The organism is Synergistetes bacterium HGW-Synergistetes-1 (assembly GCA_002839185.1).
Lineage (GTDB): Bacteria > Synergistota > Synergistia > Synergistales > Synergistaceae > Caenicola.
This window is the reverse complement of sequence record PGXO01000003.1, coordinates 37,596-54,383: the sequence shown is the minus strand read 5'-3', so window position 1 is coordinate 54,383 and position 16,788 is coordinate 37,596. Positions and strand designations below refer to the sequence as shown.

The following is a 16,788-nucleotide window of genomic DNA, read 5'->3' as shown; positions in this document are numbered from 1 at the left end:
TAAGCAGCGGAGGTATGTATATGGAACAGCTTAAGAGCATAGGCACAAAACAGTGTTTTGTGGACGCGGTCGATAAAGTCACAGGAAAGGCAAAATATCTTGATGATATTTCGTTTCCTGGGTTGCTTCTTGGAAAGATCCTCAGGTCTCCCCATCCACATGCAAGGATACTTTCAATCGACACGTCCGAGGCGGAAAAATTTCCTGGAGTAAGGGCAGTTATCACAGCCAAGGATTGCCCCAGGAACAAATTCGGAATGGAGATCCCCGATGTTGATATGCTGGCTGTCGATAAAGTCCGTTACGTGGGTGATGAAGTCGCAGCGGTTGCTGCCGATACAGACGAGATAGCAAGGGAAGCGGTCAAACTCATTAAGGTTGAATATGAAGTGCTGCCTGTGATCGATGACCCGGTAAAAGCTATGGAACCCGGTGCTGCTTCTGTCCACGATGACAAGCCGGGAAATGTTGCAAGAGAGTATCACATAGAACGTGGAAACGTGGAAGAAGATTTTGCTTCGTGCGATTACATTTTTGAAAAAGAATTCAGTACACATCGTGTCTCAGGTCTTTACCTCGAACCATTCGGAGCTGTTGCACAGTGGGAATCAAACGGCCGTCTTACAGTATGGACAGGGATACAGGCGGCGTTCCAGGCAAGGAATGAAATAGCCAAGGCTCTTGGGATCAAGTCCTCTATGGTGAATGTTAAATGTCCTTTCATAGGAGGAGCATTCGGAGCAAAGATATGGATCCGCAATTTTCACCCGATTGCAGCAGTTCTGGCTAAAAAGGCAGGCCGGCCGGTAAAGGTCCTCTTAACAAGGGAAGAAGAGCAGCTCACAACACGCCCAAGAATAGCACCGAAAATGAAGGTAAAACTTGGAATAATGAAAGACGGAACTTTGGTCTCCAAGCAGATGACCATCATTGCAGACAATGGCCCTTATTCCTGGGCGGCTCCAAAAGTTCTCCTTAACCTGTCAATGCGTACAGACTGTCTTTACAGGTATAAGTCGACCAAATGCGACTCATATCTTGTATACACCAACCTCATCCCGACAAGCGGATTTAGGGGATATGGCAACAGCCAGAGCCATTTTGCAGTTGAATCTTTTATCGATGAATGCTGCCGTGAGATTGGGCTGGATCCTGTGGAAGTACGCATGAAGAACGCTGTGCAAAAAGGCGACGTTACTCTTCACAAATGGAAGATAAAGAGCTGCGGGCTTCAGGACTGCATAAGGATTGCGGCAGAAAAGATCCGTGAAAACAGGTTTCCGGCAGAAGAACAGAACGGTCGCATCAAGCGCGGTATTGGCGTGGCATGTATGACACATGTATCGGGCAACCGCGGCGGAGAAAAATTTGACGGTTCCGCTGCAACGATCCGTATGCACGAAGACGGAGGAGTCTTTATCTTCTCGGGTGAGGCAGATATGGGCCAGGGAGCCAAGACAGTATTCGCCCAGATCGCTGCTGAAAAACTTTGCGTACCGATCGACACGATAACAGTTATGCCTCTTGATACCGACGTGTGCCCCTTTGGTATGGGTACATATTCAAGCCGTGTAACTACCCTTGGCGGAAAGGCTGTCCTTCTGGCATGCGAACAGCTTCTCTCACAGATGCTGGATCTCGCCGCCAAAATGACATCCCGTCAAAGAGACACGCTCTTTATTGAAAATGGACTGGTAAAGTGCAGCAGGGATCCCTCGATACTTTTGACTGTAAAAGACGTCGCGACCAAGGCAATAAGATCAAATGCGGGAGTTCCGCTCATCGCCAACGTAACATATGAACCCCCGACAATAGGTGCCGACGAAAATTTCTACGGAGACTACTCAAGTGCATACACATACGGCGCTCACGGGGTCGAAGTCGAAGTTGACACCGCCACAGGCAAAGTCAAAGTTCTCCGCGTGATCGCTGTACACGACGTGGGAAAGGTCGTGAATGAATTCGGCCTACAGGGTCAGATAACAGGTGGAGTTGCTCAGGGTATCGGCTGGTGCCTCTACGAAAATATGCTTTTCAAAAATGGCGTGCCGGCAAGCACCGGTCTCCACGGATACACCTTTATGACCATAAAGGATATGCCTGCTGTTGAAGGTATAGCAATTGAGACCAATGACCCGTTGGGGCCTTACGGAGCAAAGGGTGTAGGCGAGCCGACACTTATCCCGACAGCTCCTGCGATAGCAAATGCGATCGAAGATGCGTGCGGGGTAAGGATCAGGGATCTTCCGATAACCCCGGAAAAGATGTTCTGGGAACTTCATAAGAGTCCGGCGGAATAAACCCTGAACACCTTTACAAATTCAGGGAATTTGTTCTTTAAATTTAGAAAATTAAACATTTATTCAGAATCTTTTTCATTTCTTGATAGAGAGGAGGGATGGTCAGACTCATTGCAAAGAAAGAACTGGTTCGATAAACGACGACTTAAAAATAATGAGGAGGAATATAATTATGAAAAAAGGATTTAGTCTCTTAGTCGGTATTATGCTTATTTGTTCCATTTTTACGTTCGGTCTCAGCGATGCTACGATGGCTGAAGCAGCAACACGCATTACAGTATCCGGCGGTTCCGTCGGAGGTTCGTGGTCGATCTTTACTGAAGGCGCTGTTGAGGCTATGCGCAGGGAGAATAAAGATTATCAGATCAGTGCAGAGCCGGGCAGCACGACCGCTAACCCGGGTATGGTCAATGCTGGAAAAGTTGAAATGGGTCTTTCTTTTGGCTTGACTGCACTTCAGGCTTATGAGGGCAAAGGAGATTTTAAAACACCGCTGAAAAATCTTCGCGCAGTCTGTGCTCTGATCCCAACCAATGCGTTTCAGTTTGTCATGACCGACAAATCAGGAATAAACTCTTTTGAAGAGATTAAGACGAAAAAATTCCCGCTTAAGGTTTCTGTCGACTCCAAGGGGTCGACAGGAGATATAATTACCGCCGCAGTTCTAAATGCCTATGGTATCACCTATGATGACATCAAGAAGTGGGGCGGGGAAGTTTTCTATCTCTCTTCAGGCAAAACCTTTGAAATGATGGCCGATAACCGCATGAACGGTACCGGTGACTGTATTCCCGTTCCTGCAGGCGATCTTATCGAATCCTCGACCAGCATAAAAATGCATCTGCTGCCAATGAGCGATGCAGCGATAAAGCAAGTCGGCAAAGAACTTGGAATGACAAAGACCATAGTACCCGCCGGAACATATGCATTCTTGAAAAAGGACATACCTACGATCAACACGGCGGTGATCTTGATCGTCAATGCCGATGTGCCTGCAGATCAGGTATATAACATGGTCAAGTCGCTTCACAAGAACATCCCCTACCTCAAAAATGTTGCCAAGGGCTATGCTGCTTTGGACGACAAAACGATCGTTCAGGTCAATAACGTTCCCCTCCATCCCGGAGCAGAAAAATACTTCAAAGAAGTTGGCCTGCTTAAGAAGTAATTAATTGTGCTGTGATGCCAGTGGGTTATGAACCATAGAAGACCTGCTGGCATCCGTTAAGCTGAACAAGTTCTGCTTCTCATAAATCAATGCAGTTATAACAACAGCAGAGGTGGGTAATATCAATGTTTAAAGAATTATTGGGAATGTATCATAAAGCAGGCAGCAGACGAAAGTATGAGGGTAATATGAACCTTTTGGTCATGTCAATTGCCGTCATTATGTCAATCTATCAGATCTGGGAGGTTACATTAGGGGCATTCACTCCCATACGTCACATGTCTATCCATCTGACTTTCATTCTGGTGCTTACCTTCCTCATCTATAGTTTTACTAAAGGGAGAGGCACAAAGATGCCGGGTGTGGTCGACATAATATGCATCGTCGCTGTATTGTTCGCAGGGATCTACTTTAATTTGAACATGGAAAGAATAGTCACGAGAAACCCGATGGTCGATCCTCTTTCGACCCTGGATATGCTGGCCGGATCTATATTTGTAGTAGCCAGTTTTGAAGCTGCCCGGCGTACCCTTGGAGGGCCTATCACCTATGTCGCAGCGGCATTCATCATGTATATGGCTTTCGGTCACCTTGTTCCCGGCGGACTATGGCATAGGCAGATGAGTTTTATGGATCAGATCGACCAGATGAGCTTTACCTTCAACGGAATATGGGGATCACCAATGGCTGTTGCCTCGACATTTGTATTCCTCTTTGTCCTGTTTGGCTCTTTTTTGTCGAAATCAGGATGCGGAGATTTCTTTTTTGATATAGCCAATGCAGTCGCCGGAGGCACCACAGGCGGTGGAGCTAAGGTCGCGGTTGTATCAAGCGGACTTTTTGGCATGATATCAGGAAGTCCTACCGCAAACGCAGTAACTACAGGTGCATTTACGATCCCAATGAACAAGAAATTGGGATACACTCCAGTTTTCGCGGCCGCAATTGAAGCCGTTGCAGCTACCGGCGGCAGTATAATGCCTCCAATCATGGGTTCTTCCGCCTTCTTGATGGCCGAAGTAGCGGGTATCCCATACGTGAAAATTTGCATAGCCGCGGCTATCCCTGCAGTACTTTATTATGTTTCATTGTTGGCAATGGTGCATTTTGAAGCTCTTAAGAGCGATCTTAAACCGATGGACAGGGATATGATACCCCCGGTATGGAAGGTCCTTAAGAATGGCTGGCAGTATTCAATACCTATTGTAGTTCTGGTCTGGTCACTCCTATCAGGGCACAGCCCATCCATGACAGCCATTTACGGTATTGTGACTGTCATAATTATCAGCTGGTTTAAAAAATCATCAAGGATGTATTTGAAAGATATTGCTGAGGCACTTGGAGATGGAGCTAAATCCAGCATTCAAGTGACCACAGCCTGTGCTGCTGCGGGAATGGTAGTTGCTGGCATTATGTCCACCGGACTGGGCGGAAAGATCACCAGCGTTATCCTCGGACTTACGCAGGGAATGCTGTTGCCTACATTAATAATGGTGGCTATTATCTGTCTGATCTTGGGTATGGGTATGCCTGTAGCCGCTGCTTATGTTCTTACCGCGATGCTGGCAGTACCTGCAATGCTCCAGTTGGGCGTTTCTTTGATGGCGGCCCATTTATTCGTCGTATATTTCTCGATCATTTCTGCCATTACACCACCGGTGGCTGTCGCAGCGTATGCCTGCGCCGGTATTGCAGACTGTGACCCCAGCGTTACCGGATGGCAAGCCTCTAAGCTCGGTTTGGCTGCGTTTTTGGTTCCCTTTATGTTTGTTTACAACGAAACTTTGCTTTTCGAAGGAACCTTTTTTGACATTGGGTTGTCTATAATATTGGGTTCTCTTGGTGTAATTGCTCTTGCCGCCGGAGTTCAGGGACATGCCTTTAATAAGCTCAACTTGATACAGCGCCTGGCTGCATTCGCAGGCGGACTCCTGTTGATAGATTCCGGCTATATTACTGACATTGCTGGAATTGCAATGATCGCAGGAGTGCTGATCACATCAGGGGGATTCAAACAGAAAAAAAATATCAGTAATATGGCTGCATAAATATTCTGTTTCGTATCGGACCATACTTTAGCAGAAAAAATTCTATCATCACAAACATATCTGTTTAGAATGCGTTCTGGGTCTTGAAAATACGATAAAGTCCGACAAAGCCCACAATCACAACTTTGTATGGAAGTATCATAAGTTGTGAACTCTGCAGTTTGTGTAGTGTGTTTTTTATTAAACGCAGCACACGAAAGATATAACAGTGGATCTGGACAGACAGGTTCTGCCCAGATCCACCTTAAAAGGCATATTTGAATTAATTAATAACTTTGGCATCTTAAGATTTTCGCTGATCTAGAAAATACAAGCACGATAGTGTCGTGCTTTTAGGAGGGTAAAAAGTTGAAAAAAGTTGAGAAATATCTTTTTCCAAAGTGCATAGAAGAGTGCATAAAAATGTTGTCTGAAAACAAAGGAGAGGCAAGGCTTGTTTCAGGTGCGACGGATCTCTCCCTTTGGATAAAAGACGAGAAGGTCTCCCCTGCAGTATTGGTAGATGTTTCTGATCTGAAGGAGATGCGCTTCATAGAATTGGTTGGTGATAAGCTCGTTATTGGAGCGGCAATGACCCATGCTGAGATAGCGTCTAATGAAAAGGTGAAAAAATATTTTCCGGCTCTTTCAGACGGATGCAGGAATGTTGGCTCACCTCAGATACGCAATGTTGCAACACTTGCCGGGAACATTGTAAGCGCTCAGCCCGCTGCAGACTCTGTTGTACCTATGACAGCATTGGATGCCTCCTGTGAGATAGTTGATGAGAAGGGGGCAAGGATACAGAAGATCAGAGAACTTCCTAAAAAGGTTGGAGTAAGTACCATTGATCCTACTAAGGAAGTCATGACTAAAATATTTATTAAAATTCCAAAATGCAAGTATGGCACAGCATTTAAGCGTATTTCACCGCGTGAGGCAATGTCTCTCCCCGTCGTCAATGTTGCTGTAATGCTTATGGCCGATGCATCCGGGGTCATAACTGAGGCCCGAGTAGTTGCTTCTCCGGTTGATATAGTGCCATTCCGTGCAAAAAAGACAGAAGAGTATCTCATTGGTAAAAAACCTACAGAAGATGTCTTTGAAGAGGCTTCAAAACTGGCAGGAGAAGAGGCATCTCCCCGCGATTCATTGCAGCGCGGCTCAGGTGCATACAGAAAAAATCTAGTAAAAGATCTTGTCGGGCAGGCATTAAAACAGGCCTCCCTGACTCTGGCGTAAGGAGTGGTACCGATGCAGGAGTTGAATTGTATTGTTAACGGCAAAAATGTGAGCATTATGATAGATCCGTCTCACACCCTTGTCGATGTTCTAAGGGTAGACCTTGGACTTACAGGAACTAAAAAGGGCTGTGAAGAAGGGGAATGCGGAGCCTGTACTGTGCTGATCGATGGAGTTGCGGTGAACTCATGCCTTATTCCGGCGATGAAGGCGACAGGCAAGAATATTCTAACTATTGAAGGTCTCATAAATGATGACGAACTAGATCCAATTCAGGAGGCTTTCGTAGAAGCCGGAGCTATCCAGTGCGGTTTCTGTACCCCCGGAGTTGTAATGTCTGCAAAGGCAATGCTTATGAGAGATGAGTCCCCGTCAGAGGAAGATGTGAAGGAAGAGCTTTCAGGGCATTTTTGCCGCTGTACAGGCTATGTTCAGTTCTATGATGCGATAAGGATCGCTTCGGAGAAAATCAAATCCTGTAAAGCTGCAGCGAACAAAAAATAAGTACTCTGTAAAAATGTAAAGAATGAAAGATCTGTGCTGAGCAAAGTCTTTTCGCTCACCGCAGATTTTTTCATATAAGGAACATTAAATACTATTTTCACAAGCAGGGGAGTGTGTTAAATGCAGAGAATTGGATTATTTTCTCCAATAAAGATAAACAACATGGAGCTTAAAAACAGGGTAATAATGTCCCCGATGTTTACGAACTCGGCAGGGCCCGATGGATTTGTATCCAAAAATACGATCAAACACTATGTTGACAGAGCCCGTTCCGGTGTCGGACTGATAATGACAGAACATACAAGCGTCAGCTCAAAATATATCCATGCAGGGCTGAGGCTTCAGATAAGCAAAGATGAACATATTAACGGATTTAAAAGACTTATAGCAGCTGTCCACGAGGAAGACTGCAAGATCGGGCTGCAGATAGCGCATTCCATTTACGGCGTAGGAATGAAGCCCCATGAGCTCACGAGCCAGGAATGTTACGGTATAATCGACGATTTTGTCGAAGGAGCCAGAAGGGCTTACGAGGCCGGGTTTGATGCTATAGAACTTCACTATGCACACACCTATACGATGGCAGATTTTATTTCCAGAAGGACAAACCTTCGCACCGATGAATTTGGCGGAGATGTTTACGGGAGGATGTTCATACACCTTGAGATACTTAAAAAGGTCAGAGAACTTGTTGGTCCTGATTTCCCGATCTTTGCAAGGATCAGCGCAGAGGAATTCGTGCTTGGAGGCAACACGATAGTTCAAAGCAGGATATTTGCACAGGAACTGGTGAAAAACGGAGTCGACTGTATGGATGTCTCTGCAGGAGTCCGTTTTGATGATGCCCCCGTACAGGGCTACTCCGACCAGCGCGGCAAACCGACTATTGAATATCCTGACGGTCCAAATGTATACCTTGCTGAAGAGATCAAAAAGTGTGTTGACGTTCCTGTAGTTACTGTTGGTAAGCTCGGTAACCCTGAATTTGCAGATGAAGTCATTGCAACAGGCAGAGCGGACATGGTCGCTCTTGCAAGGCCGCTGATCGCAGACCCAATGTGGGTCAAAAAAGCTCAGGACGGGCGACTGGACAGGATAACCGAATGCCTTTACTGTACAGAATGCCTGTACGAGAGGCACGACCCGACGGCCTATGTACACTGCATGAGGTACACCTGTCAGAACGCATGTCCGTCCAATGTAGAAGTTCCCCTCTACCTTGATTTTGCAAGAAGAGGAATGTACAAAGAGGCCTATCAGGTAATTCAGACAGAATTACCTCTGGTGCTTACCTGTGGGCGTGTCTGCAACCACCCCTGCGAAGCCATGTGCAACAGGGTAAAGATCGATGAACCGATAGCGATCAGAGGTATAAAAAGATACATAACCGATACCCTTTATGAAAAAGAGGGCAAATTCCCCCTGCCAAGCATGGAGCCTGCCAACGGCAAAAGGATCGCTGTTGTAGGTTCCGGTCCTTCCGGCCTATCCTGCGCTTTCTACCTCCAGAAAAAAGGATATTCTGTAACTGTATTCGAAGCACTCGATGTCATTGGAGGAATGCTTGCTGTAGGTCTTCCTGAGTATCGTCTGCCCAGGGAAATGTTCGAAAGGGAACTTGACGTCTTCAGAGAAATGGGAATAGATTTTGTCACAGGTACCAGGATAGGAGTAGATATCAGGCTGGACGAACTGCGATCAAAGGGCTACATGGCTATATACCTTGCTGTCGGTGATCACAATGACAGAAAGCTTGGTGTTGATGGGGAAGATTCAGAGGGAGTAATGTCAGGTGTTTCATTCCTCCGCACCCAGAGGCTTGAAAAGAAAGCCGACCTCAAAGGTAAAGAAGTCGTAGTAGTTGGAGGCGGTAACGTCGCAATGGACTGCGCAAGGACTTCTATCAGATTGGGAGCTTCAAAGGTTTCTCTTGTCTGTCTTGAAAGAGAAAACGATATGCCCGCACATCCGGATGAGGTACGGGAAGGCAAAGAAGAAGGTCTCCACGTGGTAAACGGCTGGGGGCCGAATGTCATCAAAGCCGTAAACGGGACCGTAAAGGAAGTTGTATTCAAAAAGTGTGTCTCTGTCTTTGATGCTTCGGGACGATTCTCCCCTGCCTATGATGAGTCGGCCAGAATGACTCTAAAGGCGGATATGCTGATCTGCGCAATAGGCCAGGCGCTCAGCTGTGATGTGGTATGTGATGAATGCGGACTAGTCGAGATCAGGGGAAATGTGTTCAGGGCATCTTACAGCGGAAATACTCAGACCCCATGGATATTTGCAGGCGGTGACTGTGTTTCCGGGCCTGATTCAGTCGTATCGGGCGTCAACAGGGGAAAGCAGGCAGCATCTTCGATCGATCGCTACCTTGGTGGCGATGGACAGGTGATAGATCGCAAGACCCTGAAAAGAGAGCTTACGAAACCTGTAGACGAAACAAAAGCCGACCGTGAAGTTATGCCAATTTTGTCACCGGACGAAAGAAAAAGCTGTTTCTGCGAAGTTGAAAAAGGCTTCAGTGCTGAACAGGTAGAAAAAGAAGCAGGCAGATGTCTTAGGTGCGATGTCTTAAAAATCAACATCCTTTAGGTCCTGAGATAAAATTATAGATTTTGAGGTGTCCTTCAATGGCAGGAAATAAACTTGCAATAGTCAGGGGTGGCGGCGACCTGGCAACAGGAATAATCTACAGACTCTGGAAAGCAGGCTATGCTGTGCTTTCTCTTGAGATAGAGACACCTCTGGTTGTCAGAAGGACAGTATCAGCAGCCTCTGCAGTATTTGACGGATCGACAGTTATTGAAGACATGGAAGCAGTCAGGATAGATTCTCTGAACGATTTTTCCTTCGACAGGAGCAGGATATCGGTGCTGGTCGACCCGGAAGGGGAATCTATCAGCATACTGAAACCCGACATCCTTGTTGATGCGATAATGGCAAAACGAAACCTGGGAACCAACAAAGAAATGGCGCCTCTGGTAATAGGAATTGGTCCCGGTTTTTCAGCGCCAGGGGATGTAGACGCAGTGATAGAAACAAAACGGGGACATTGGCTTGGCAGAGTCATAAGGAATGGCTCTGCCATACCCAACACGGGAGTTCCCGGACTGATCAAAGGATACACTATTGAAAGGCTGCTAAGATCCCCGGGCGAAGGTTACGTGATACCCGTAAAAAGCATAGGCGACTCAGTTATTCCCGGCGATGTTGTTGCTCATGTTGAAGGTCTTCCTGTATGTTCCCAGATAGAGGGTATAGTCAGGGGATTGATACACCCTTCAGTAAAAGTTAAAAAAGGACTCAAGATAGGTGACATAGATCCAAGAGGGGAGAGGGAACACTGCTTCAGTATTACAGACAAAGCCCTCGCCATAGCCGGGGGAGTTCTGGAAGTCATAATGAGTTCATGAAATTTTGTTGACATAAAATCACGTTGCTTTTTTAAATTACAATAAAACGATCTCAGATCATCTTAATATTATGGCAGCTCAGAGAACTCTTATTCTCTGTAGCTGCCATTTTTTTAATTGTTGATCGATTTTTATCATTTCATCGCTTTGCTCTGTTATAGTATTGACGTTAAAAACTAATAGTAAGATAATCAAATGGGGTGATCAGATGACTCAGAAAAAGGTAATAGTTGTTGGTGCGGGAGGCGCAGGTCTTACCGCAGCGACAGAGGCTTCTATGGCCGGGGCTGATGTGACCGTAATAACAAAGACCTCGGCGGGTTTGGGAACGTGTACTGCTTATGGGGCAGGATTTTTTACGGTCCCTGTCTGCGGAATGAGCAGGGAAGAACATTTCACAAAGACTTTAGAGGTCGGAAAGGGAATAAATGACCCTTCTCTGGTCAGAGTCCTTTCCGATAAGAGCGAAGATAGCCTTAAAAGGCTTGCAGAGCTTGGCGTCAAGATAGAATTTACACGCGGAAGTGCGAACACACGGTCTACCGCTCCCAATGAACTGATGGGAGGGGCAGGGTTTGTAGGGCAGCTGGTGGAGATCGCAAAAAGATCCAACGTTAAGTTTATTGAATGGACTGTTGTTACATCTCTTGACCTGATCAAAGAAAAGATCTCCGGCGTCAGTGCCGTTGACTGGAGAACAGGAAAGCCGTTGTCGTTGAAGGCTGACGCGGTAATTATAGCAACGGGCGGAGGCGGACAGATATACAGGAGGAGCGACAACCCTGCAAGAATGACAGGCGATGGCTATTCGCTTGCAAAAAGGGCGGGAGTTGAGCTTATAGATATGGAGTTTGTCCAGTTCTACCCGATCGGCTGGGCGGAGCCTGGGTTGCCCGTATGGCTGGCAGATACAGGTCTTGTGGATCATGTTAGGATCACAGATGATGCCGGAGATGAATTTTTTATCAGGGCAATAAAAGAGTGGGGATATAAAAATGGCGCGGAGGCTAACCTCTTTGCGAGGGACAGATGCTCTGTCCTCATGGCAAAAAAAGAAGAGAAAGGCCCTGTCTTTGCCCATCTTGAAGATGTACATGACGAAAAATGGGAGGATCGCGGACTTCAGTATTCACTTACGATAGACCGGAGGTTTTTCGATCATTTCAGGCGGCCAGTAAGAATCTCTCCGATAGAGCATTATATGTCCGGCGGAATAAAGATAGATGATGAGTGCAGGACAGGGATCTCCGGCCTTTTTGCGTGTGGAGAGGCTACCGGTGGAGTTGACGGGGCAAACCGGATAGGCGGGAACGCATTTTCAAACATAGTGACTTTTGGGATCATTGCCGGAAGGAACGCGGCCGGGGATGCTGTCTGGGAGACAAAATTCCACCACGAACCAATCGACCGCCCACCGGTTGTAAGTTCTGAAAAAGGCACAGAGCCGTCAATTCTGCGGGCAGAGTTGCAGAAAGCTGTCTGGGATCTGCTTGGACCTTTAAGGAACGAAAAAGGCATCCTGCTCGCGCAGGAGAAGATCCGGGATACGGAGGAGAGGGCACTGCTGATAAATAGTCCTATTGAGATGCTCCTGGCATTGGAAATGAGAGGACTGACGGATACAGCCTCTGCTGTTGCGGATGGAGCAATTCTGAGGAAGCATTCACTGGGTACACATTTCAGGGAAGAGAACTGATCATCGGCCTGCGGTAATTTGTATGTTTTTGATTACTGTATTTTTGTTGTCATGGCAAAGCTGCAATAGCTTTTTTTATTTGGATGATGATTCGAATATTGCCGATTATATATTCATTCAAAGGTATTTTAGAATGTAAAATACTATAATGAAGTTATAATCATAGTAATATCCCATTTTGGTATCCACTGATAATATGTTGCAGGGGAGGTAGATAGATTGGCGATAACATGGGAACAGAGCAGCAAAAAGATCAAATCCGTGGCGATAATGGCTGCCCTTGTCTTTATTCTCTCTGCACTTATATTCATGAATATGACATACACTAATGCCAAAAAAGAGATCTTTGCATCCATGCATGATCTTGAAAGGCAGAATGTTCTCATGCTCAGACAGAATCTTGAGATAAACAGGAATTTCGTATCGAGCATATCGATAAATCTCGGCAGAATGACAGAGGATCTTAATTCAGCTGAGGCAATAAAGTATATAAGGGAGCAGGACTGGTTTGCAGATTTTGGCGCTCTCTACCTTATAAAAAGAGACGGAAATATGTACTTTGGCAATATGAACAGTGATTCGGAGAGAAACTATTATAAAGATCTCATATCGAAAAACAGTTTTTACTCTGATATCAAGGTCTTTAATTCAGAAGCGGGCAATTATCTTACTATCAACTCACCCGTAAGACACAATGATGAAATAATAGGGGTCCTTTCCGCAAGGTTCTACAGAGATAAACTGAACGAACTGGTGACCTTTGATATTTTTAATGGAACAGGCTACTGTTATCTTCTCTCAAAAGACGGATCTATCATTGCAAGGTCAGACCACCCCATAGCAAACAAAAAAGCAAATACTCTTGAGGAACTTTTTTCATCAGTTCCGGGGGGAGCTGACGGAAAAATATATTACACAGCCATTGCCGACGGAATGGGAAAAGGAACCTCGGGAGAAATGATATACCCGATCAAAAGCGGCAACAGGGCTGTGAGTTATATGCCGATAGATCTAGCTGACATGTACCTTATAACCTCTGTTCCTGAAGATGTGGTTTTTTCTGCAGCATCCGGACATTTCTTTAAAGGGTTAGCATTTGTGCTGGTGTCCTTAATTGCTTTTGCAGCGGTCATGCACTATTTCTTCGTTGCGATAAAGAGAAATTCAGAGATCATCGAAAGTGCGAACAGGGAGCTTTCCCTTATATACGACAGCATGCCCGGAGGGATAGTAAGATATGTCCGTCAGGGAGAAAAATGGCGTATTAAATCTGCAAACGAGAGGTTTTACAAGCTTATAGGCAAAACGAAGGAGATATTTGAAAAGGAATACGATAATAACATCATGAACATTTTATCCGCACCTCTTTCTGAAGAGACGAAACAGGACATAGAACTAAAGGTAAAGAATGAAGATGCATTCGAGACTGAACTGAAACTGGGAATGGATGACGGGAGCGCCAGGTGGGCCTGCCTGAGTGTTGATTATGTAAACGGAGAAGCCGGGACGAGGGAGATAGTTGGTATCATCACTGACATAACAGATATTAAGCTGGCGGACCAGGAGCTCTATGTAAGCAAGGAACAGTTTGATATTGTCAAGAAACTTACTAACGTAATTTTTTTTGAATGGGACATTGAAACAGGCACGATTTCACATTCCGATAATTTTTTGGATTTCTTCGACCCTCTCCCCAGTTATGAAAATTTCCCATACAGTATCGAAGACTACAGAGCTTTTTCACAGGAAAACACAAAAGACCTGATCACATTTCTCGAACAGTTTAAAGAAGGGATTAAGGGAAACTCTATCGAGGTCAACCTCGTCAACAAATTTGGGGATACTCTCTGGTATAAAACCTTAATGACCACAATATTCGATGAATCAGGAAAACCTGTAAAGGTAGTTGGTCTTCTTACAGACATAGATGAGCAAAAAAGAAAGCTACAGTCCGCAGAAGAGATTGCGATGAAAGATCCGCTCACTCAGCTCTATAACAAGACGTCAACAAGAGATCTTATAGAAAGTTATATAAACAGCACACAAAACCAGGGAGTATTCATGATGCTCGATATCGATAACTTTAAGCGTGTCAACGATACACTTGGTCACCTGTATGGTGACGCCGTCCTCAGCGAACTTGCCCGTACACTCAAATCCCTTTTCAGGGATTCTGATATAACGGGCAGGATCGGAGGAGACGAATTTGTTGTCTTCATGACAAATGTAAAGGAAACTGCCGTAGTGCAAAAGAAAGCTGAGAGCATATTGAACGCCTTTAAACGGTCTTTCCGGAAAAAGGGCGTAGAGTACGGCATATCCTGCAGCATAGGCATATCTCTTTATCCATGGAATGGCACTACCTATGAGAAATTGATGCAGAAAGCGGACCTTTCACTCTATTTCTCAAAGAGCAGCGGAAAAAATCAATATAACTTCTATTCAGATTCTATGGATATCAATGACCTGTCAAGAAATATAGGAACAAGGGAACCTACAGAGATCAACGCAATTCACGGACTTGTCCAGAAAAATTTCAGGGAAAACGTTGCGGAATATATCCTTAAACTGTTCTATCAGTACGAGGATGTGGATGCGGCTGTTCCGATACTGCTTGATTTCGTAGGAAAGTCCTTTAATCTGGGGCGTGTCGATGTCTCGGTGTTCTCAGAGGACGATACATACTATGAAGTCTTATATGAATGGTGCGATGAGGGAGTCGACGCTTTGAAAGTCGACGGAAAAAGATTTGCAGCGGATGAATGGTCTTCGATAAAGTCACATCTTGATGAAAACGACATTCTTTTATGCAGCGATGTTGAAATTGGTGTTCCTGATTTCCTTGAAAATGACAACATGCGTGACCGGGGTGTAAAGTCTGTTATGCTCTGCTATATTATTGAGCATGAAAAAAGAAAGGCAGTCCTTTGTTTTGAGCATTATAAAGAGAAGCATCTTTTTACAAAGGAAGAAATGGATACTATTTGTACTATATCTAACACGATAAGCCTCTTTGTTTTGAGGGCGAGAGAGCGTGTCGAGTATGATGAGAAAGAAGCCCAGATGAGGAACTGGGAGGTAATGCTGGATGAGACTGATGACATCGTATACGTAAGTGATGCAGAGAGTTACGAATTACTCTACCTTAACAGTCCAGGAAGAGAACAGCCCTGGCTTAAGGGAAAGGATTTTAAAAACCATAAGTGCTATGAGTTTTTATTTGGATCAGACCAGCCATGCTCTTTCTGCACGATGCACTTGCTTTCTAAGGATAAATATTATGTGTGGGAACGCACAGATACCAATTCCGGATATTACTATATGCTTAAGGACAAGCTTCTGGACTGGAACGGAAGGCTTGCGAGGATCGAATGGTGGATCAACCTGACAGAGAAACAGGAACAGCAAAAAATGCTTTCTTCAAGGCTGAAGATAGAAAAGGCGCTTTTGGAAGGCATTGGGGAGATGGCGAATGCGTCTGACCTTGAAGAATCAATGAGCGTCATCCTGAAGCGTGTCGCAGACCTGTACAAAGCAGACAGGAGCTACATGATGCGTATAAACGAGGACGGGCATACTATAAGCATGACCAACGAGTGGCTTGCGGAGGATGTAGCCCCGGAGATAGGCAACCTCCAGAATTTTCCGCTGGACAAGTCTCCGCTTTGGCATAAAGCTTTTACAAAACAGGAACCTGTGCTTCTGGCAGACATATCCGAATTCAAGGAGACCGATCCTGATGAGTACGAAAGGCTTGCAAAACAGGATATCGTGGATATGTATGCCATTCCGATAACAATAAAAGGAAAGTTCTGGGGATTCCTAGGTGTGGACACCCCTAGGAAATACAAAGGGGATATGTACGTGCTTGAATCCGTTGCGTACTTTGTGGCTGATGAGATAAGCAAGAGAAATATTATTGAGATGAAAAAGAGAAAGGTGTCTAAGGAAAAATGATGAAATTTTTCCGTTCTTTGCTGTTCTGGGAGGGCCTTTCCTTTACAGTCGCATTTTTGGGAAGCAGGGCTATGGACGAAAACTCGATGCTCTGGTACAGCAGCCTTGCCCGATCTTCATTGACTCCTCCCAATATAGCTTTTCCCATAGTGTGGTCTTTTCTTTACGCACTCATGGGATATTCTGCTTTCAGGGTTGCTAGGAAGGCAGATTTCAGAGCACTTTTACCCTACATGGTCCAGCTATTGCTGAATCTTGCATGGAGCTGGGTCTTTTTCCACTACAAACAGCCATCCTGCGCTCTTGCCGTCCTATTTTTGCTTATTTGTTCCCTGCTGTGGACTGCGGCGGAATTTACGAGGCACGACCGTCCTGCTGCCGTACTTCTTATCCCATATTTTCTTTGGGGATTTTTTGCCTTCTGGCTGAATTTTTATGTAGTGATCCATAACTGATCCTGAAACTGCTGTATTTTTAC

General features: G+C 45.4%; 10 protein-coding genes. All 10 read left to right on the top strand.

Annotated features, from left to right (window positions below):
* Positions 1 to 14: 14 nt before the first annotated feature.
* The 10 genes from CVV54_03030 to CVV54_02985 all read left to right on the top strand — a co-directional run bounded on the left by CVV54_03030 (position 15) and on the right by CVV54_02985 (position 16,765).
* Positions 15 to 2,300, top strand: coding sequence for a 4-hydroxybenzoyl-CoA reductase (locus CVV54_03030; protein PKL04951.1), 2,286 nt, complete (start codon positions 15 to 17; stop codon positions 2,298 to 2,300).
* Between the two features lie 82 nt (positions 2,301 to 2,382).
* The gene (locus CVV54_03025; protein ID PKL04950.1) at positions 2,383 to 3,468 is read left to right on the top strand and encodes a hypothetical protein; all 1,086 of its coding nucleotides are present in this window, start codon (positions 2,383 to 2,385) and stop codon (positions 3,466 to 3,468) included.
* Positions 3,469 to 3,593: 125 nt separating this feature from the next.
* The gene (locus CVV54_03020; protein ID PKL04949.1) at positions 3,594 to 5,516 is read left to right on the top strand and encodes a C4-dicarboxylate ABC transporter; all 1,923 of its coding nucleotides are present in this window, start codon (positions 3,594 to 3,596) and stop codon (positions 5,514 to 5,516) included.
* 348 nt (positions 5,517 to 5,864) lie between these two features.
* Positions 5,865 to 6,737: a hypothetical protein gene (locus CVV54_03015; protein ID PKL04948.1), complete on the top strand. Its 873-nt coding sequence runs from the start codon at positions 5,865 to 5,867 to the stop codon at positions 6,735 to 6,737.
* Between the two features lie 12 nt (positions 6,738 to 6,749).
* Complete coding sequence (locus tag CVV54_03010; protein ID PKL04947.1) at positions 6,750 to 7,241, top strand: (2Fe-2S)-binding protein; 492 nt, start codon at positions 6,750 to 6,752, stop codon at positions 7,239 to 7,241.
* Between the two features lie 120 nt (positions 7,242 to 7,361).
* Positions 7,362 to 9,836 (top strand): hypothetical protein, encoded by a 2,475-nt coding sequence (locus CVV54_03005; GenBank protein PKL04946.1) that lies wholly within the window; start codon positions 7,362 to 7,364, stop codon positions 9,834 to 9,836.
* A 38-nt stretch (positions 9,837 to 9,874) separates the two neighbouring features.
* Entirely contained in the window at positions 9,875 to 10,657 is a 783-nt protein-coding gene (locus CVV54_03000) for a molybdenum hydroxylase (GenBank protein ID PKL04945.1), read from the top strand.
* 208 nt (positions 10,658 to 10,865) lie between these two features.
* Positions 10,866 to 12,353, top strand: coding sequence for a hypothetical protein (locus tag CVV54_02995; protein ID PKL04944.1), 1,488 nt, complete (start codon positions 10,866 to 10,868; stop codon positions 12,351 to 12,353).
* A gap of 219 nt (positions 12,354 to 12,572) precedes the next feature.
* A complete protein-coding gene (locus CVV54_02990; GenBank protein PKL04943.1) occupies positions 12,573 to 16,310 on the top strand; it encodes a hypothetical protein in 3,738 nt (1,245 codons plus the stop codon).
* Entirely contained in the window at positions 16,307 to 16,765 is a 459-nt protein-coding gene (locus tag CVV54_02985) for a hypothetical protein (protein ID PKL04942.1), read from the top strand. Before CVV54_02990 ends, CVV54_02985 begins: the two co-directional genes overlap by 4 nt.
* Positions 16,766 to 16,788: the final 23 nt, after the last annotated feature.